A 17674-nucleotide genomic window follows, 5' to 3' on the forward strand; every position below is an offset into this window, starting at 1 on the left:
CTTGTTGATCGGCGTGTGATCAGCTGCCGTAGTCAGCGGATCTCGCTCCAGCGGGCTCCGGTCCAAGGTGGCAGGTCGAGCGAGCGGGATGCCCAGCTGAGGCAGATCACGGCGATACGTTGAAAGACCCTGCGGAGCCACTGCGGAGCCTGCGTCTCATGAGCGGCCCGGCGAGCGCACTGACCGGCGATGTGGGCCGCCCAAGGCCCTCCTTCAGGTAGTACGTCGAACGGATCCGGGCCGCCTTCGAGTGGCAACGTAGCGAGTGCCGAAGCGAGGTCCTGCTGCGGATTCCCACGAATGGCCTGGGCCCAGTCCACCAGCACCACGCGTCGACCGACGAAACACAGATTGTCGCTCCGGACGTCGTTGTGCACCAGCGCATCACCCTCGACCGGGACGTTGCCCTCCGCTTCCACCAGTCCATCCAGCGCAGCGCTGAACCAGGCCTCGCTGCACAGGCCGAGCGCCAGGAAGTCATCCGCCTCGCGCTCGATCAACGGCCACTGCGGCCGGAATCCGTCCCGGGCTGACGGAAGGGATGCCGGCGGGGGCAGCTCACCGACCCGCCGCAGTGCCGCGAACAGGAGATCGAACTGACCGGGCTTCCACGTCACCGGGTCATGGTCGGCCGGCCAATGCGCAGCACGCAGGTCCTCCATCACGAGGACCGGGCGATCGCCGTCCTCGAGCCAGGCCAGCTCCCGAGCGACCAGGTCGCTATCGACACTGGAGACGATCTCATGCTCTGTACGGAGCCCTTTCGCTCCCTGGTCATCGACCGCAGCCTTCACGAAGGCGCTCGAGCCGTCAGCAAAGCCAACGACGAAGGACGCGGCCGACCGCCCGGTGTGCGGCCGATGCCAGTCAATCGGCTCTTTGCTCAGTGCCGACGCAATCAGCGTGTGCAGCTCCTGCGTCGGATGCCCGTCCTTTGTCAGAGCCATACTGTGCTTCTCCAAGCCGGTTGGATCTTGCTGCTCCGAGTGCTAGCGCCAATCGCATTCAACGGCCGAAACGTAACCGAAGTCCTGACACATCCATAGTCACCGATGCCCCAGAACCGTCACTGATGTCCTGAGACATCACTGGTTGACGGGTCAGTTGACGGGTCAGGATTCGTTGCGTTCGATCGAACATCTGTTCTAATGTTTTCCTCGTTCGCGGTTCTCCAACCCGGATCGTCCCGGCGTCCGAACCTCCCACCTCCGATGTGGACCGGTCGCCCGAGACGCCGCCGCCCGGGTGCGTGAGGGCCCGGGCAGTGGAGATCCGCAGGCCGAATCGGGTACAGCTGACGAGGACGAGGTGATGCTCAGCGAAGGGACAGCACGCAATGCTGCTCGAACACCGCGGCCGACGACCGGTCGTGCCCGAATCCGCTTACGTCGCACCATCGGCAGTGCTCTGCGGCGCCGTCGTACTGGCTGAAGGCAGTCGCGTCCTGCATGGTGCCGTGCTGACGGCGGAGAACGGCGAGGTCCGTCTCGGTGCGAACAGTGTGGTGATGGAGAACGCCCTGGTGCGCGGCCGGGCCGACCATCCCGCCCTGCTCGGCGACGCGGTCCTGGTAGGTCCCCATGCACACGTGAACGGCGCCACGGTCGAGGACGAGGTCTTCATCGCCACGGGCGCCGCGTTGTTCCCCGGTTCGGTCGCCGGCGCGGGCGCGGAACTCCGGATCAACAGCGTGCTGCACGTGAACTCGCGCCTGGAACCCGGCACGGTCCTCCCGATCGGATGGATCGCAGCCGGCGACCCGGCCACGCTCTTCTCGCCCGACCGGCACGAGGAGCTCTGGCAGGTGCAGCGCGACCTGGACTTCCCCGGGACGGTGTACGGCGTCCCCCGCGGCACACCCATGCGCGAGATCATGGCGCGCCAATCGGAGTTCTTCGGCGCCCACGTTGACGACCGTCAGCTACCCGATCCCGAGTAGACGCATCAGATCTCGCGGCGGCGCTCCCACAGCCGGCGCTGGTCGCTGGGGCTGTCTACCGGACGTCAGCTGGTGGTGAGGCTGTGCAGTTCGAAGCGGCGGACTTGGGATGGCGTGCGGCCTGCGCAGGTCAGGCGGGCGTCGACGGTGTCGAGGTGCGCTGAGAGCTGGACGCTGACGTGCGTGGTGCCGGTGGTCAGGTCGACTTGCCAGTGGTCGGGGTGGAGTTGGCGGACGGCTTGCGGGAGGAGTGCGTCTACGGCGAGCGAGTGGCCGGCAGCTCGGGCGTAGTGCTGGGCGGCTTGGACGGGAGGCATGAACGCGCCTGATCCGCGGAGGAGGTCAGGTACGACGCGACCCTCGTCGTGATGCTTGGCGAGCTCGACGGCGCGGGGTGCTGAGACGTGCCCGTAGAACAGGCTGTGGGGCAGGACGACGACGTTCGCGGCGAACCGGTCGCCGCCGATGTGGCTGCACTCCCAGGTGCGTTCGGGATAAGCAGCCGCCAACGCGGCCGCCACCGGTCGCCCGCGTACGGCGCAACACGCGTCGTGCCGCCCGTGCGTGCACACCAGGTACGCCGGCTCGTCGCTGGCCTCACCTGGATCCGCGCCGGCAAGCACGTCCAGCAGATGCCCGTCCGTCGGCAGCTCACCCCATCGCATCGACTCCCGCCCGGGCCGGCAATCCACCAACCCCCACTTCCGCGGCACCCCACGGTCAATCCGCCCGAACCGCCGAATCAACACCGGCCGATACCCCAGCTCCGCACACCGCCGCCCAACCTCAGTTCCGAGGTTGGAACGCAACGCGGTGAGGGCGGTGCGGGGCCAAGCGGTGTGGGACTCGATGAGGAGCCAGCGGGTCGCGGGTGGGGCCGTGGCGAACAGGGGGTCGCGGCGCTGGTCGGCCAGAGCGGCACAGCCTGTCTCTGGTCGGTACCTTTCAGCCACCACGTCTGCCTGCCTCACGCCACAACCTCGGAGCTGACCAAGCCTCGGCCTGGTGATTGCCAGTCGCAACCAATCTACGCACTAGTCGCGACGAGGACTGCCTCCGTGAGCAGGCGTCGTACGAGGACCAGTTGGTCCTGTTCGTCGAGGCCGGGTAGGTCGCCGAGCTTGTGGTCGGTCCCGTCGCACAGCGCCTGGACCGCGTCGAGGGTGGTTGCGGGAAGGGTGATGGTGCGGTCGGGGAGCTGGAGGGTTACCGGGTCGCCCGGGATGACGCGGCAGCGTAGGCCGGGGCGAAGGTGGACTGTTGCGCCGACAGCCAGTGAGGCGATCGAGGCCGCGTGGGCCAGGGGAGGCAGCGGCGCGGGGCGGCTGGTGGGCCAGGTCCGGCGGCCCAGACGGGCCGCCAGCTCTTCGGGGCGAGCGGACTGGATCTGCTTGCTGAAGAACTCGGCCACCTCCGGCAAGATCTCGCTGAGCTGAGCAGGGTCCGCGGGGTCGAAGCCGAGGGGTAGCGCAGTTCGCAGCGCAGCCTGGTCTGCGGCGAGCGCGGCCAGCTCCTGCACGAGCAGGTAGCGAGTCATGGTGTGCAGGCCGACCGTCAGGTGTGCACTGACCCCACCTAGCGCCTTCGCCGAGTGCAGGAAGCCGCGCGGCACGTACAGCGCATCCCCAGGGCGCAGTACGTCGTCCACCACCGGAGCCTTGTCTCGCGCAGCAGCCGCCACCGCCGCGGAGTGGTCCGTCCACGGCTGGTTGCGCAGCGGATCGACGTGCACCGGCTCGTGTACTGTCCAGTGCTTCTCGCCCGCCACCTGCAGCACGAAGACGTCGTGTACGTCGTAGTGCGCCGAAAACCCCTGCGACTCGGCAGGAGTGATGTACGCGTTGATCTGCACCGGATGACCCGCGTCGACCGTCAGCTGCGTCGCGAAGTCGACCAGCGCCGGCCAGGTCCGGTGCAGCGCCTGCAGTACGACGGTATGCCCGTCGGCGAACAGCGCAGCCACCTTGTCGTCGCGCACCTGGTCGGCGATCTCCGCACCGACGCCACCCGAGCCGGTGAACTCCTTGTCCCCGACGACCGCACCGTTCTTCGCGATCCGCAGGAACGGCGTCCGCAGGCCGCGGCGAGACAGCAGTTCGTCCGCGGCCTCCAGGCTGAACAGATCGTCGTACGGCGCCGGCAGGTCCGGACCGTGTGACAGCAGCGCGCGCTTCCCCCAGTAGGAGCGCGCGAACTCGTCCAGCTCACCTGCTACGCAGCGCCGGAGAGCCGGGCGCTCGTCCGGCAGCGGCCCGGCCCCCGGCACCGTCCTCACCAACTTCCGGAGCTCCCGCTGGCCCCACCGTCGGCGCCACCGTCCGCCCCGCCGTCGGTCGCACCCGGGTCGGCGCCGCCGTCAGCAGGTCCTTCCGAGCCGCCCCCGGCACCGCCATCGGCACCGCCGTCGGCGCCGCCGTCGCCGACACCGGGCGAGGCGCCACCGTCCGCGGGCCCTTCACCGCCGGCTCCCCCGTCGGCACCGCCATCGGTGCCACCTGGAGTCGCCCCACCGTCCGCAGGCCCCTCACCGGACCCGTAACCACCGGCCCCGCCGTCCGCACCACCATCGGTCGTGCCCTGGCTGGCGCCGCCGTCCGCGGGCCCTTCACTGCCAGAGCTGCCAGAGCCGGACGAGCCCCCGTACTCGCCGGCGCCGCCGTCGGCCCCGCCGTCCGTCGCACCCGCGGTCGCGCCGCCGTCCGCCAGGCCTTCTTCGCCGTCGGACGAGGTCGTCATGTCGTCGTTGTTCAGACTCATCGTGCTGCTCCCATCGCAGTTGGCCGCGAGTGCCGGACCGTGAGCAGGCACTCTGCGACCATCCTGTGCGCAAATGGGAGACGTACTAAACCCCGCCCGGGTTACAGCGGCCACTCGGTTCCACGGCGATGGCCGCACAGGTCGTGCCACACCTTCACGAACGCGTCGGTGATCTCCTCCGGCCGTACGGCGATCCGCAGCCAGTCGGTCCCGAGTCCGGGGAACGTGTCCCCGCGCCGGACCGCGTATCCCCGCTCCCGCAAGGCATTCCGCAGTACGTCGGCCCCCTCGACCTGCACGAGCACGAACGGGCCCCGCGCGACGCCGTACGTCGCGACGGAATCCCCCAATGCGTCCAGCAGATAGGCACGATCCCGGTCCAAGTCAGCCGCCGCGTGGGCAGCCTCGACGACCGCGTGCTCGTTGCTGCAGGCAATCGCCGCGGCCAGCGCAGGAGTGGACACCGGCCAGTGCGGCTGTACGGCGGCCAACTGCTCGATCAGCCCCGGCGCGGCCAGCACGTACCCGACCCGCAACCCCGCGAGCCCCCACGTCTTGGTCAGGCTGCGGATCACGACCAGCCCCGGAATCGACGCGCCGGCGAGCGACTCCGGCTCACCGGGTACGGCGTCCATGAACGCCTCGTCGACCACCAGGACCCGACCGGGTCGAGCCAACTCACGCAGGTCGTCGGCCCGATGCAGCACAGACGTCGGATTGGTCGGGTTGCCGATGACAACGAGGTCGGCATCGTCGGGTACGGCGCCTGGATCGAGCACGAACCCGTCCTCCGGCCGCAGGATCACCCGGTCCACCAGATGCCCGGCCGACCGCAGCGCCGCCTCCGGTTCGGTGAACTGCGGATGTACGACGACCGCATGCCGCGGCCGGAACGCCCGCGCGACCAGCACGAACGCCTCCGCGGCCCCAGCCGTCAGCAGCACCCGATCCGGCGTCACCCGATGCCGCGCGGCGACCGCTGCCAGCGCCGCCTCCTGCCGCGGGTACGACGCCAGGTCGCTCAGACTGCCCGCGATCTGCTCGACCAACCAGCCCGGCGGCGTCCCCACCCGGACGTTGACCGCCAGGTCGACCAGCCCACCGCCGACCTCGAGATCGCCGTGATGTTCCAGATCAAACCCATCGGCCACCCCAGGAGGCTAACCGCTCGGACCCGGTCCCGGGCTGTGAGTCCACTCACCGAGGCTGCACGGTGTACCGCCGGTTCTGCAGCGACGGGTTCCGGTGCCGCACCTCGGAGAGGCGGTCGGCGGAGACCGAGGCAAAGGCGTGTCCGTCCGCCTCCCCGGCCGAGGCGACCACCACCCCTTGTGGGTCGATGACCTGGCTGAGGCCGCAGTACTTCTTCCCGTTCTGCGCAGCGGCCGCCACATAGCAGGTGTTCTCCAGAGCCCGCGCGGTCAGCAGAGTGGTCCAGTGGTGCTCCTTCAGCGGCCCGCGAACCCAGGCCGCCGGTACGACGAGCACCTGAGCGCCGGCGTCCACCAGAGCACGCGACAACTCCGGGAAGCGCAGGTCGTAACACGTCATCAGCCCGAACGACAGCCCGCCGATCGAGACCACGACCGGCGCGACATCACCCGGTGTCAACTGGTCCGACTCCTTGTAGCCGAAGGCGTCGTACAGATGGATCTTCCGGTAGGCGCCCAGCAGCGAGCCGTCCGCGCCGACAGCCAGCAAGGTGTTGTACGGGCGGTCCTGGTCGCAGCTGCGCTCGAACATGCCCGCCACGATCGCCACCCCGTGCTCGACCGCGCTCTTGCGCAGCGTGGCGACGAACTCGCCGTCCAGCGCCTCGGCCGCCTCCGCCACCGACCCGCCCTCGACGGCGAAGTCGGACATGATCGCTTCCGGCAGTACGACGAGGTCCGGTTGCTCGCGTACGGCGTCGGCGACGACTCTGGTCACCAGCTCACGGTTGGCGGCCTTGTCGTAGCTGCTGGCGGTCTGCACGACGGCGATCTTCATGAGTCCATGGTGCCCGAAAGCGCAGATGGGGAAGACTGCGTGGCGTGGAGTACGACGCGCTGATTCTGGCCGGGGGTGGTTCGACCCGGTTCGGTGGAGTGGACAAGGCCATGCTGGTGCTCGACGGCGTCACGCTGCTCGACCGGGTGCTGACGGCAACGGCGGATGCAGCTGCGACCGTCGTGGTCGGCCCGGAGCGCACGACGTGCCGCCCGGTCGCGTGGACCGTCGAGGATCCACCCTCGGGCGGACCGCTGGCAGGCATCGCAGCCGGCCTGGCCCACGGCACCGCTCCGGTGGTCGTCGTCCTCAGCTGCGACCTCCCGTGGCTGACGAACGACGACATCACCACCCTGCTCAACGGCCTCGGCGACCACGACGGCCACGGCCTGCAGGACCCGGACGGCCACGAACAACACCTCGCCACGGCGTACCGCCGTACCAAACTCACCCAAGCGATCAACCAGGCCGGCGATCCCCACAACAGATCAGTACGCCGTACCCTCGCCCCCCTCGACCTCACCTGGTCCACCCCCACCCGAGGCGCCCGCGACGTCGACACCTGGTCAGACCTTGACGACTGAAGCCATCGCCACAGCCTTCCCAGGCAGCGAGATCATCCCGCGAACCGGTGGCCAACAGAACACCGTCTTCGAGGTGCGACGCCCAGGCACCACCCCGGTCATCGTCAAGGCCTACACCCCCGACCTGGCCTGGAAACAAGCCAAGGAGATCCACGTGTACGGACTGCTCGCCGGCCTTGGCGACCAAGTTCCCCACGTGCTCCAGGTCGAGGACGGCTTCACCGTGTTCTCCAAGTTGCCCGGCGTACCGCTGTCCGAGACGGATCCGCCCGACTGGCGAGCGACGTACGAACAACTCGGTCGGCTGCTGGCCGCGATCCATCGCATCGAGCAACCGGCGTACGGCTACCTGACCGACCGGATCATCGACCCCCTACCCGACAACACGCAGTACATGCGCCGTCAGTTCGCCAACAAACTCAAAGAATTCACCGGCGACCGCACACTGCATAACAAGATCCAGCAGTACGCCGACGCACACGACGTACTGCCCGGCACGCCGCCAGCCCTGTGTCACAACGACTTTCACGAGGGCAACGTGCTGGTGGATCCGGAGACCTGGCGCATCACCGGCTTCATCGACGTCGAGAACGCGATCGCTGCCGACCCCCTGATGGACCTCGCCAAGACCATGTCCTATTCCATCCGCGGCGACACCGGGAAACTCGACGGCCTGCTCGACGGGTACGGCGACCTGCCGCCGGACTGGTGTGCTCGCACGACGTTCTACCGGCTCTACCATTCGCTTGAGCTATGGGACTGGTTCGCTTCGATAGGCGCCACGATTCACCTGGACGGTATCGCGCGAGACATGGCCGAGATCGTCGAGAGCTAGCGGGTACCGTGTGCTGCATGCGAGCTGTCGTGTGTGAGGGTGCCGGCGGGATCGACGTTCTGACGATCGGTGAGATCGAGGATCCGAAGCCGGCTGTCGACGAGGTCGTCATCGACGTGGTCGCCGCGGGTGTGAACCGGGCCGACCTGCTCCAGCGGCAGGGCCACTACCCACCACCGCCGGGCGCACCCGGGACGATCGGGCTCGAGGTGTCCGGCACCATCTCCGCGGTCGGCGCGGAGGTCGAGGGCTGGTCGGTCGGCGACGAGTGCTGCGCGCTGCTCGCCGGTGGCGGGTACGCCGAGAAGGTCGTCGTACCGGCGCCGCAGGTGATGCCGGTGCCGGACGGGCTCGACCTGGTCAGCGCGGCCGCGCTGCCCGAGGTGGTCGCGACGGTGTGGTCGAACGTGTTCATGACCGCGCACCTGAAGGCGGGCGAGACGCTGCTCGTCCATGGTGGCGCGTCCGGGATCGGGACGATGGCGATCCAGCTAGCGGTCGCGCACGGAGCCCGCGTGCTGTGCACGGTCGGCAGCACGGACAAGATGGAGTTCTGCACCCGGCTCGGCGCCGAGGTCGCGATCAACTACAAGGAAGCCGAGTGGGCGTCGGTGGTGAACGAGGCGACCGGCAAGGCCGGAGCGGACGTCATCCTCGACATCATCGGCGCGAAGTACCTGGCCGACAACGTGAAGTCCCTCGCGTACGACGGCCGGCTGGTCGTGATCGGCTTGCAGGGCGGCGTGAAGGGCGAGCTCGACCTCGGCCGGCTGATGTCCCGCCGCGGCTCGATCACCGGCACCGGGCTGCGCGCCCGCTCGGTCGAGGACAAGGGCCGGATCCTCGCCGAGGTGGTCGGCCACGTCTGGCCGCTGGTCGCGGAGAAGAAGGTGCGGCCGATCGTCCACACCACCTTCCCCCTCGACCAGGTCGCCCGCGCCCACGAGACCCTCGAGCAGTCCACCCAGATCGGCAAGGTTCTGCTAACCCTCTGAGGCCGGCAGGTTGGCGGCCAGCCAGTCCGGGTCCGGCGCGACCAGCTGGATGACGTCGATCCAGGTGCCCTCGGGGTCGCGGACGAAGAAGTGCCGCTGCCCGAACACCTCGGTGACCACCTCGGTCTCGAGCTTCACGCCCGCCTCGGTCAAGGACTGGGCGACCTTGTCGGCGTCCTCGACGACGAAGCCGAACAGGTTCGTGCTCTCGGTCAGCTTGTTGACGGCGGCCGGCACGGTCTCGTGCCCGCGCTGACAGATCGCGAGCTCCCAGTCCGCCTCGCCGCGACGGACCGTCACGAACCAGCCGAGGTCGATAGCGATCTGCAGGTCGAAGTGCTGCTGGTAGAAGGCGGCGACCTCCGCCGGTCGGTCGGTGACCACGGTCGCGCCGAATGCCGCGGGTTGCATACGTTCTCCTGACTACTACAGCTGTCGTTGTTGTGTACGACAGTTGTAGTGGAACTCTGCTAGCCTTGTCAACATGCCGAGGAACCCCGAACGCCGTACCCAACTCGCCGACGCCGGCCTCGCCGTCCTCGCGGACGCCGGCGCCCGCGGCCTGACGCACCGCGCCGTCGACGCAGCAGCCGGACTCCCCGCCGGTACGGCGTCCAACTACTTCCGCACCCGCGACGCGCTCCTCGGCGCGCTCGGCGAGCGCATCTTCGAGCGACTCGCGCCCGACGAGGCCGTGCTCGAACCGTTGGCCAAGCGCGAGCCGGGGATCGACCTGATGGTCGACTACGTCCGCTACATCGTCGAGCGGCTGCTCGGCCGGCCCGAGCTTTCCCTGGCCCTGCTGGAGCTCCGGCTCGAGGCCGCCCGCCGGCCCGGCCTGCACGAAATCCTGTCCCGGACCCTCCGGCAGGGCTTCGACGCCGACGTCGCCTTCAACTCCAACGCCGGCCTCCCCGGCGGCGCCGAGGAGATCCGCCTGCTGCACTTCGCGATCGACGGCCTCGTCCTGGACCAGCTGACCCCCGGCACCGGCCGCCCGTACGACGTCGACGCAACCACCGACCGCCTCGTCCGGCGACTCGTCGGGGCCGACTAACCCCCTGGTTGCCCACGCAGTTCGGGGTTGCCCACCGAAATTCCGAGGGGGCAACCCTCGTGCTCGATGGGCAAGCGTTGACCTGCGCATACTCGGTATGCATACTCAGTATCCATGTCGATCAAGCATGGATTGCTGGCCCTGCTGCGTCAGGATCCGAAGTACGGCTACCAGTTGCGCGGTGAGTTCGAGGCCGCGACCGGCGCCACCTGGCCGCTGAACATCGGGCAGGTCTACACCACGCTTACCCGCCTGGAGCGGGACGGACTGGTCCGGGCCGCGTCGTCGGAGGGTGACGGCCGGTCGATGTACGAGATCACCGAGGCCGGCCGGGCCGAGCTGGCCGGCTGGTTCGACACGCCGGTCACCCGCGAGTCCCGGCCGCGCGACGAGCTGGCGATCAAGCTCGCGCTGGCCCTCGCCGTACCGGGGGTCGACGTGAGCGCCGTCGTCCAGCGGCAGCGGATGGCGGCCATGCAGTCGCTGCAGGAGCTGACCAAGCTGAAGCGCGGCAGCCGGGACAGCGAGATCTCCTGGCAGCTCGTCCTGGAGTCGATGATCTTCGCGGCCGAGGCAGAGATCCGCTGGCTCGATCACTGCGAAGCCATGCTCTTACGCCACCGCGGCAAACCGTCCACAGGTTCGAAGGCCGCCGTACCAGCGCCGGAGCAGGAGGCGAAGCGATGATCCTCGACATCCGCAACCTGACCAGGACCCACTGGCAAGGCGAGCAGGCCGTGCACGCGCTGCGATACGTCGACCTGTCGGTCGAACCCGGTGAGCTCGTCGCTGTCATGGGCCCGTCGGGCTCGGGCAAGTCCACCCTGCTCACGTGTGCCGGTGGACTCGACCGTCCGAGCGCAGGAGAAGTACTTGTCGACGGCAACAGTCTCACCACGCTGAGCCCGAACGCGGTGGCTGCTTTGCGCCGGCGCAGGATCGGCTACGTCTTCCAGGACTTCAATCTGATCCCGGCCCTGACCGCGGCCGAGAACGTCGCGCTGCCGCTCGAGCTGGACGGCGCCCGGACCCGGGTTGCCCGCAAGTACGCCGAAGAAGCCCTGACGGAGGTGGCCATCGGTGATCTCGCCGACCGATTCCCCGAGGACATGTCTGGTGGCCAGCGGCAACGAGTCGCGATCGCCCGCGCAATCGTCGGCGAGCGCCGCCTCCTCCTCGCCGACGAACCCACCGGCGCTCTCGATTCCGACACCGGCGAAGCGGTTCTCCAACTGCTGCGGGACCGCTGCGACCAGCACGGCATCGCCGGTGTGCTCGTCACCCACGACGCCAGGCACGCTGCCTGGGCCGATCGCGTCGTCTACCTGCGCGATGGTGTCCTGGTAGGCCAGTCCGGTCCCCTCCCTGAGGCCGACGCCCTGCTGCAGGAGAGCCGCTGATGGGAGGCTGGGGGCCGCCGCTCCGGATCGCCCGGCGCACCACCAGGAGATCGCTGGGCCGGACGTTCCTGGTCGCTGCACTGATCGGCCTGCCGGTTCTCGCCGCGACCTGGATGGGAGTCGTGCTGAAGACCAGCTCTCCGTCTGGGGAGGCGCTGGCCAGGCTGAGCATCGGCCAGGCGGACGCGAGCGTCACCGTCTCGCAGTACGGCCGGTTCGCGCCGATGGACATGCCGCACGTGCTCGGGTCGTCGGAATCGGCGCCCGCCGAGGGCGCCGAGAAGCCGGTCCGGGTGCCGGCGACCTTCGACCCGCGGCCGTTGCTGCCGGTCGGCAGCGTCCTGGCGCGGATGCTGGTCGAGGCCGGCACCGTCGACATCCAGGGGCCGTCGACGACCAGCGCGGTCAGCGTCGTGACAGGTGATGCGAGCAGCCCGCTCGCGAGGGACCTGACCCGGCTCGACGAAGGGCGTCTCCCCGCGTCGCCGTCGGAGGTCGCGATCTCGCCGTCGCTGGCGAAATACCTCGGCATCAGCGAACTCGACGGTGCGACGGTGCGTAGCGCGGAAGGAGCGTCGTACCAGGTCGTCGGGATCGTTCGGCCGACGAACCGGCCGCACGCGCGGACTGTTCTGGCGACGCCCGGCACGCCGTTGATCACGGTCGACCCGACGTCTTCCGTCCAGTACCTGGTCGACCTTCCCGACGCGGTCGACGCAACCAGCCTGGCCGCACCGCTCCGCAACACCGGCCTGTTCCTGTTGCCGCGGGCAAATATCTTGAACCCGCCGCCGGAGATGTATGGCGGCGGATCGGGCGACATCGGCCCGTACGCCGCAATGGCGCTGGCGATCGGACTCGGCGTGCTGGAGATCGTGCTGCTCGCCGGGACCGCGTTCGCGGTCGGCGCCCGGCGGCAGACCCGCGAGCTCGGCCTGGTGATGGCGACCGGCGGTACGGCGCGCGACGTACGGCGGATCGTCCTGCTGCAAGGCCTGTTCGCCGGTGTGGTCGGAGTGACCGCAGGCGTGCTGCTGGCGGCCGTCGTACTGGTCGCCGGGAAGCCTTGGTGGGAACGGATGAACTCGACGCTGTTCCTCTCCTGGCAGATCCCGTGGGTCAGCGTGATCGTGATCGCGCTGCTCGGCGTGCTCGCCGGTCTTGCCGCTGCCGTCGTCCCGGCGGTGAGCGCTGGTCGACAGGCGCCGCTGGCCGCGTTGGCCGGACGGTTCGCCGCGACCGTCGGTACGGCGAAGATCCGCAAGCCTGCTGTGGTCATGGTGATCGCGGGTGTCGCATCGGTGCTGATAGGCAGCACGATGCTCGCGTCGGCGCTCGCTGAGGCGCGACGGACGTTGCCGTCGGATGCCGACTACCAGGCGACGGTGACGCCAGCCGGCCCGATTGCCCTTGTTTTACTGGGGATCACAGCGGTCATCGCAGGGTTGGTCTGGATGCTCCCCAACCTGGTCGGCAAGCTCGCAGGCCTCGCCGGCCGCCTGCCGTTGAGCGGCCGGTTGGCGCTGCGCGACGCAGCCCGGCACCGCCACCGCACCGGACCGGCCACCGCGGCGATCATGATGGCCGTCGCCAGTACGGCGGCGGTCGCCTTCGCAGCATCGAACGCGATCGCCGCGGAGGCGAAGGACTACACGCCGGAGGGACGGTCGGGTAACGCGACGGTCCAGTTCGACACCGGGGGATCTGGTTCGGTGCCCTACTCGACCGCCACCGAGCAGCGGATCGCGTCGCTGCTGCCGACCGAGCAGACCTTCCGCGTCGGCACCGTCACCGCACCGGGGGTCAAGCCGATCGGCGAGTACGTGCCGACGATCATCGCCCGCGCGCCGGAGACGGCCGTCGGCGAGGCCGGATTCAGTCTGCTCGTGGTCGATCCGGCGTACGTCGCGAAGTTCGCCGGCCTCGAGCGCGCGGCCGCAGAGCTGCGTGCGGGCCGGATCCTGCTGCCCAGGTCCGACCTGACCACCAAGGACACCGTCGAGCTGATCAGCGACACCCCGACCAGCAGCAAGCGGGTCGCCCGCCACCCGGCTGTCTACGCCGGCGGCGTACCCGCGATTCGGCTGCTGCGGGCCAACGCGCTGATCAGCCCGGATGCGGCCGCCAAACTCGGCACCATCAACACGATCAGCGTCGAGTACGAGCTGAGCCGTACGCCGACCGACGACCAGCTGGCCGCGGCGCATCGGCTGCTCGGACGCGACGACCTGCTGACCATCGAGCAGGGGTACCAGAGTCCCGCACGCAAGTTCCTGATCGGCATCCTGACGGCGGCGACCGTGGTCACGCTGCTCGGCGTGGCGATCTCGGTGTCGCTGTCTGCCGCCGAAGGCCGGGCCGACCTCGCGACGCTCGCCGCGATCGGTGCGCAACCGCGCCGGCGCAGGAACCTGGCGGCCGCACAGGCGTGGGTGCTGGGACAACTCGGGTGTGTGCTGGGTGTCGGTGTCGGCGCGTTGTACGGCTACACAGCGCACGCGGCCTTCGGATCACCGCATTTCGTGGTGCCGTGGCTGGAGATCGGCGGCATCGTGGTCGCCGTACCGCTGTTTGCCGGGCTGCTCGCCTGGCTGCTGACGCGGTCGCGGCTACCGATGGTCAGCCGCATCGACTAGCGCGAGCTCGGGGTAGGCGACCGGGCACGGCGGTGTGCTCGTGACTCTCCACTGGCCGCAGGCACACCGCTGGTAGACGACCAGGCCTTCGCTGACCTGATGGGAGGACGCCACCGTCCAGCGATGGCGGTGGGCTTCGCGTCTGGCTGTCATGGATCCATCGTGATGTAATGCCATTATGCACCTCAACCCTTACGGGGCCGACGCGGTCCTGCTGGCCGTCAACCTGGTCACGCGACCGGCGAACACGCCCGAGGAGTTGGCCGAGCGCTGCGAGGAGAGCGGTGTCGAGAGCCGGCTGGTGCGGGAGCGCCGCGTGACGGCTGCGGACCTGGCCGCCGTACGGGTTGCGCTGGACGAGTGGCTCGAAGTGGTCGACGCCAAGGACGAGCAGTCCCGCGTCGACCTGATCAACGCGATGCTGGCCAAGTACACCGAGCATCCACGGCTGACCAACCACGCCGGCGACGGCTGGCACGTGCACTACCGGCCGGACAAGGTCCCGGTCGGGCGACTGGTCGCGACCCTGATCAGCACCGGTACGGCGTTGCACCTCGCGGGCCGCGGCATCAGCCGGCTCGGCCGGTGCGCGACCGACGGCTGCGGCAACGTCTACGCCGACCTGTCCCGCACCGGCCGGCAGCGCTACTGCAGCCCCGCCTGCGCCAACCGGGACGCAGTACGGCGGCACCGCGCTCGCTCCACGTAGTCGCGTCGAGTTTGTCCACAGCCCGCCCGCGAACCCCGAAAAGGGGAGCCTAGGATGGGCAGATGACCGAGAGCAGCAGCGAGGGCCAGGAAGTTCCGATGGCCGGGGCGCGGACCGAGGACGGCAAGGTGCTGATCGTCGGGCCGGACGGCATGGCCGTCGAGGGGCCGCCGCGCTCCGACAGCGACCACGACGAGCAGGACGAGCCCCGGTCGGTGACCGAGCTCGTCGAGCAGCCGGCCAAGGTGATGCGGGTCGCGAACATGATCCGGCAGCTCCTCGAGGAGGTGAAGTCGGCACCGCTCGACGAAGCCTCCCGGCAGCGCCTGAAGTCGATCCACGAGGTCTCCATCAAGGAGCTCGAGAGCGGCCTGGCGCCGGAGCTGGTGGACGAGCTGGAACGGCTCAGCCTCGACTTCACCGACGACACCGTGCCGACCGAGGCCGAGCTGCGGATCGCGCAGGCCCAGCTGGTCGGCTGGCTGGAGGGCCTGTTCCACGGCATCCAGACGGCGCTGTTCGCCCAGCAGATGGCGGCCCGCCAGCAACTGGAAGGCATGCGCCGCGCGCTCCCCGGCGGCCAGCAGATGCACGGCGAGGAAGCCGCCGGCTTCCCCGGCGCGCCGCGGGCCAACAACACCGACGGCCCGGGCAGCGGCGGGATGTATCTGTAACGCCTTAATTCAAAGGCTGAAACAACTCTTCGAGGACGGCGGCGACGCCGTCCTCGTCGTTTGTGGGGCACACTTCGTCAACCACGGCGAGGACTTCGGCGTGCGCGTTCGCCACGCCGTACGACGTACCGGCCCAGGCGAGCATCGGCAGGTCGTTGATCGAGTCACCGAAAGCGATCGAATCGTTAGCCGCAATCCCTTGCGATGCAGCGAAATCGGCCAGCATGGCCGCCTTCGACACGCCACTCGCGGAGATCTCCACCAGGCTGGTGCCGCCGCTGTGGCTGGCCGTGACCCGCCCGGCCACCAAGGGATTGATGCGCGCGAGCAACTCGTCGGAGTGAAAGCTCGGGTGCCGGACGAGCAGTTTCGCGGCCGGTTCGGACAGCAGGACGTCGATGGCGGCGACCAACGTGTCGTCGGGCTTCGGCCAGCGGTTCAGGTACTGCGGCTCCTGTCCATAGCGGTTGGAGCGCTCGATCGCGAACTCCACTTCGGGAATCTCGGCGCGGATCGCCTGCGCGACCTCGAGCGCGACCGCCGGGTCGATCATCCGGGTCCGGATCGGCTGCCGGCGGACGACGTCGTACAAAATAGCGCCGTTGGCAACGATCGCGACCCCGTGCTCGCCGACCAGGTCGGCCAGGTCGTGCAGCCAGCGAGGTGGACGGGCGGTGACCATCACGAAAACACTTCCCGCGTGCTGCGCCGCGAGCACAGCCGAACGAGTGCGATCGGAGATCGTTCCGTCGCTGCGTACTAAGGTTCCGTCAAGATCGGTGGCGATCAGACGGGGCGGGCGCGGGTCGTCGGGTGCCGTCACCAGGCCACCGTATCCGGCCGGGTGAGGAATGCTCATTACCCCTCCCAGCACGTCCGGCGCAAGCGATCAGACGGCGGTTTCAGACGTTTCTGACCAATCTGATTGAGCCTTGAACAACGTCACCAGACCGTTACGGCAGGATGCTGCAAAGGCAGCAAGTTCCCCTGCGCAGCACGGTTTACGCATGATTTCATGCGGTGGTCTGGCGGGGAACCGGGGGCGACGCGACCGCGTCGTAAGCCTGTTCTGGATCAGCGCGACTGATGCAGCCCCACCCTGGAAGCACACACAAACGTCGAAAAACTGTTGTGGAATTGGCTGCAACCAAAACCACAGGAGCGGCGTCAACAGTTATGGATCGGTGCGTCCCGTTCGGGACGACACGGTGGGTCGGCAACAGTTCGTCGGTCCATCAGCTAGTGGATCCGCGTGGCCGAACGACGTTCATCGTTCGTTCATTCGGGTCCTGATACTTGGGGAGCCACATGACCGTCAACAGCGCCAATCTAGCGGGATCAGGGGGCAGCAGTTCCCGAGCCGCTGTCGACACATCTTCCACCACGGAAGGGGCAATGACCGGCTGCATCGCCCGGTCGGACATTTTCCAGCACCGGCTGATGGAAGAGCCGCCGCCCGCCTCCGCCACCCGGCGGACCCGCGAGCGGTACGAGCAGCTCGTCCGGGAGGCGAAGGCCCTGTGCGCTTCGTGTCCGCTGTTCACCGACTGCCTGTACAGCGCGGTCGCCGAGCACGACGTGAGCGGCTTCGTCGCCGGAACCACTGCTGTACAACGGCGTTCGATGCGCAACCTGCTCGACGTCGAGGTGCAGGCCGACGACTTCGACCAGCTCGCCGGGGCCCGTGGGACCCGCCGGCCGGTCAGCCACGAAGAGGTGCTGCGGCTGCGGACCCAGTACCCGAACGACAGCCTGGAGTCGCTGGCCATGCGGCTCGGCTGCTCGCTCTCGACGGTGAAGCGGCACCTGCGTCGCGCCCGCCGCGGCCAGAGCCCGGCCGTCAAGACCCCGCGTCCGCGACCGGCCGTCAACGCCGTCCTGGACGCCTTCGACACGGTCGTCGACCAGCAACGCCAGCAGCGCCGGACCGGCAGCAGCCGAGTCGCCTGACCCGATACTCGGCCCGCCAGCGGACTATCGGACACCAACGGTATAGGCCCGGAAACCCTGCGAAAACAGGGATTCCGGGCCTTTCGGTTGCCCTGGACAACTGTCAAGCCTTTCGACGGCGACCGAAAGGGTTGGCGTCGCTGCCGGGG

General features: G+C 68.9%; 19 protein-coding genes. 11 read left to right on the forward strand and 8 right to left on the reverse strand.

Features of this window, described 5'->3' with window-relative positions:
• Window positions 1–32: 32 nt before the first annotated feature.
• Complete coding sequence (locus AB0H36_RS15900; RefSeq protein ID WP_360522618.1) at window positions 33–947, reverse strand: phosphotransferase; 915 nt, start codon at window positions 945–947, stop codon at window positions 33–35.
• A gap of 422 nt (window positions 948–1369) precedes the next feature.
• Between AB0H36_RS15900 and AB0H36_RS15905 the strand changes: the two genes are divergently transcribed.
• Entirely contained in the window at window positions 1370–1939 is a 570-nt protein-coding gene (locus AB0H36_RS15905; protein WP_360522621.1) for a gamma carbonic anhydrase family protein, read from the forward strand.
• Window positions 1940–2004: 65 nt separating this feature from the next.
• Here the strand turns inward: AB0H36_RS15905 and AB0H36_RS15910 are convergent, their stop codons facing one another.
• The 5 genes from AB0H36_RS15910 to AB0H36_RS15930 all read right to left on the reverse strand — a co-directional run bounded on the left by AB0H36_RS15910 (window position 2005) and on the right by AB0H36_RS15930 (window position 6685).
• Window positions 2005–2604, reverse strand: coding sequence for a sucrase ferredoxin (locus AB0H36_RS15910; RefSeq protein WP_360522624.1), 600 nt, complete (start codon window positions 2602–2604; stop codon window positions 2005–2007).
• A 362-nt stretch (window positions 2605–2966) separates the two neighbouring features.
• Window positions 2967–4214 (reverse strand): cupin domain-containing protein, encoded by a 1248-nt coding sequence (locus AB0H36_RS15915; RefSeq protein WP_360522627.1) that lies wholly within the window; start codon window positions 4212–4214, stop codon window positions 2967–2969.
• Window positions 4211–4696, reverse strand: coding sequence for a BatC protein (locus AB0H36_RS15920; protein WP_360522630.1), 486 nt, complete (start codon window positions 4694–4696; stop codon window positions 4211–4213). Before AB0H36_RS15920 ends, AB0H36_RS15915 begins: the two co-directional genes overlap by 4 nt.
• A 101-nt stretch (window positions 4697–4797) precedes the next feature.
• Window positions 4798–5847, reverse strand: a complete 1050-nt coding sequence (gene cobC, locus AB0H36_RS15925; protein ID WP_360522633.1) for an Rv2231c family pyridoxal phosphate-dependent protein CobC — start codon at window positions 5845–5847, stop codon at window positions 4798–4800.
• Window positions 5848–5893: 46 nt separating this feature from the next.
• Complete coding sequence (locus tag AB0H36_RS15930; protein WP_360522636.1) at window positions 5894–6685, reverse strand: carbon-nitrogen hydrolase family protein; 792 nt, start codon at window positions 6683–6685, stop codon at window positions 5894–5896.
• 44 nt (window positions 6686–6729) lie between these two features.
• Here AB0H36_RS15930 and AB0H36_RS15935 point away from each other — a divergent pair, with 44 nt between their 5' ends.
• Genes AB0H36_RS15935 through AB0H36_RS15945 form a run of 3 tightly spaced genes read left to right on the forward strand, consistent with a single transcriptional unit; the run spans window position 6730 to window position 9099 of the window.
• The gene (locus tag AB0H36_RS15935) at window positions 6730–7269 is read left to right on the forward strand and encodes an NTP transferase domain-containing protein (protein ID WP_360522639.1); all 540 of its coding nucleotides are present in this window, start codon (window positions 6730–6732) and stop codon (window positions 7267–7269) included.
• Entirely contained in the window at window positions 7259–8104 is an 846-nt protein-coding gene (locus tag AB0H36_RS15940; RefSeq protein WP_360522642.1) for an aminoglycoside phosphotransferase family protein, read from the forward strand. Before AB0H36_RS15935 ends, AB0H36_RS15940 begins: the two co-directional genes overlap by 11 nt.
• A 17-nt stretch (window positions 8105–8121) precedes the next feature.
• The gene (locus AB0H36_RS15945) at window positions 8122–9099 is read left to right on the forward strand and encodes an NAD(P)H-quinone oxidoreductase (RefSeq protein WP_360522645.1); all 978 of its coding nucleotides are present in this window, start codon (window positions 8122–8124) and stop codon (window positions 9097–9099) included.
• Here the strand turns inward: AB0H36_RS15945 and AB0H36_RS15950 are convergent.
• Entirely contained in the window at window positions 9088–9510 is a 423-nt protein-coding gene (locus tag AB0H36_RS15950; RefSeq protein WP_360522648.1) for a VOC family protein, read from the reverse strand. The genes AB0H36_RS15945 and AB0H36_RS15950 overlap by 12 nt on opposite strands.
• A gap of 73 nt (window positions 9511–9583) precedes the next feature.
• Here AB0H36_RS15950 and AB0H36_RS15955 point away from each other — a divergent pair, with 73 nt between their 5' ends.
• From AB0H36_RS15955 to AB0H36_RS15980, 6 genes are all read left to right on the forward strand, one after another.
• On the forward strand, window positions 9584–10156 hold the full coding sequence (locus tag AB0H36_RS15955) for a TetR/AcrR family transcriptional regulator (RefSeq protein ID WP_360522651.1): 573 nt from the start codon (window positions 9584–9586) through the stop codon (window positions 10154–10156).
• A 114-nt stretch (window positions 10157–10270) separates the two neighbouring features.
• The gene (locus tag AB0H36_RS15960; RefSeq protein ID WP_360522654.1) at window positions 10271–10843 is read left to right on the forward strand and encodes a PadR family transcriptional regulator; all 573 of its coding nucleotides are present in this window, start codon (window positions 10271–10273) and stop codon (window positions 10841–10843) included.
• Window positions 10840–11556 carry an ABC transporter ATP-binding protein gene (locus AB0H36_RS15965; RefSeq protein WP_360522657.1) on the forward strand — a complete coding sequence of 239 codons (717 nt, stop codon included), beginning with the start codon at window positions 10840–10842 and terminating at the stop codon, window positions 11554–11556. Before AB0H36_RS15960 ends, AB0H36_RS15965 begins: the two co-directional genes overlap by 4 nt.
• On the forward strand, window positions 11556–14192 hold the full coding sequence (locus tag AB0H36_RS15970; RefSeq protein WP_360522660.1) for an ABC transporter permease: 2637 nt from the start codon (window positions 11556–11558) through the stop codon (window positions 14190–14192). Before AB0H36_RS15965 ends, AB0H36_RS15970 begins: the two co-directional genes overlap by 1 nt.
• Before the next feature lie 178 nt (window positions 14193–14370).
• A complete protein-coding gene (locus tag AB0H36_RS15975) occupies window positions 14371–14901 on the forward strand; it encodes a CGNR zinc finger domain-containing protein (protein WP_360522663.1) in 531 nt (176 codons plus the stop codon).
• A gap of 62 nt (window positions 14902–14963) precedes the next feature.
• A complete protein-coding gene (locus AB0H36_RS15980; RefSeq protein WP_360522666.1) occupies window positions 14964–15575 on the forward strand; it encodes a bacterial proteasome activator family protein in 612 nt (203 codons plus the stop codon).
• 4 nt (window positions 15576–15579) lie between these two features.
• Here the strand turns inward: AB0H36_RS15980 and AB0H36_RS15985 are convergent, their stop codons facing one another.
• Window positions 15580–16398 (reverse strand): HAD-IIB family hydrolase, encoded by an 819-nt coding sequence (locus tag AB0H36_RS15985; RefSeq protein ID WP_360522669.1) that lies wholly within the window; start codon window positions 16396–16398, stop codon window positions 15580–15582.
• Window positions 16399–16970: 572 nt separating this feature from the next.
• On the opposite strand from AB0H36_RS15985, the gene AB0H36_RS15990 reads away from it, so the two are divergent.
• Complete coding sequence (locus tag AB0H36_RS15990; protein ID WP_360522673.1) at window positions 16971–17525, forward strand: WhiB family transcriptional regulator; 555 nt, start codon at window positions 16971–16973, stop codon at window positions 17523–17525.
• Window positions 17526–17674 lie beyond the last annotated feature (149 nt).

The organism is Kribbella sp. NPDC050820, from assembly GCF_040653975.1.
GTDB lineage: Bacteria > Actinomycetota > Actinomycetes > Propionibacteriales > Kribbellaceae > Kribbella.

Excerpts from the sequence above, each read along its gene's own strand:
- AB0H36_RS15930 (WP_360522636.1), bottom strand. The coding sequence starts at position 6,685 with ATGAAGATCGCCGTCGTGCAGACCGCCAGCAGCTACGACAAGGCCGCC.
- AB0H36_RS15980 (WP_360522666.1), top strand. The coding sequence starts at position 14,964 with ATGACCGAGAGCAGCAGCGAGGGCCAGGAAGTTCCGATGGCCGGGGCG.
- AB0H36_RS15900 (WP_360522618.1), bottom strand. The coding sequence starts at position 947 with ATGGCTCTGACAAAGGACGGGCATCCGACGCAGGAGCTGCACACGCTG.
- AB0H36_RS15990 (WP_360522673.1), top strand. The coding sequence starts at position 16,971 with ATGACCGGCTGCATCGCCCGGTCGGACATTTTCCAGCACCGGCTGATG.
- AB0H36_RS15920 (WP_360522630.1), bottom strand. The coding sequence starts at position 4,696 with ATGAGTCTGAACAACGACGACATGACGACCTCGTCCGACGGCGAAGAA.
- AB0H36_RS15970 (WP_360522660.1), top strand. The coding sequence starts at position 11,556 with ATGGGAGGCTGGGGGCCGCCGCTCCGGATCGCCCGGCGCACCACCAGG.
- AB0H36_RS15965 (WP_360522657.1), top strand. The coding sequence starts at position 10,840 with ATGATCCTCGACATCCGCAACCTGACCAGGACCCACTGGCAAGGCGAG.
- AB0H36_RS15910 (WP_360522624.1), bottom strand. The coding sequence starts at position 2,604 with ATGCGATGGGGTGAGCTGCCGACGGACGGGCATCTGCTGGACGTGCTT.
- AB0H36_RS15960 (WP_360522654.1), top strand. The coding sequence starts at position 10,271 with ATGTCGATCAAGCATGGATTGCTGGCCCTGCTGCGTCAGGATCCGAAG.
- AB0H36_RS15955 (WP_360522651.1), top strand. The coding sequence starts at position 9,584 with ATGCCGAGGAACCCCGAACGCCGTACCCAACTCGCCGACGCCGGCCTC.
- AB0H36_RS15975 (WP_360522663.1), top strand. The coding sequence starts at position 14,371 with ATGCACCTCAACCCTTACGGGGCCGACGCGGTCCTGCTGGCCGTCAAC.
- AB0H36_RS15945 (WP_360522645.1), top strand. The coding sequence starts at position 8,122 with ATGCGAGCTGTCGTGTGTGAGGGTGCCGGCGGGATCGACGTTCTGACG.
- AB0H36_RS15950 (WP_360522648.1), bottom strand. The coding sequence starts at position 9,510 with ATGCAACCCGCGGCATTCGGCGCGACCGTGGTCACCGACCGACCGGCG.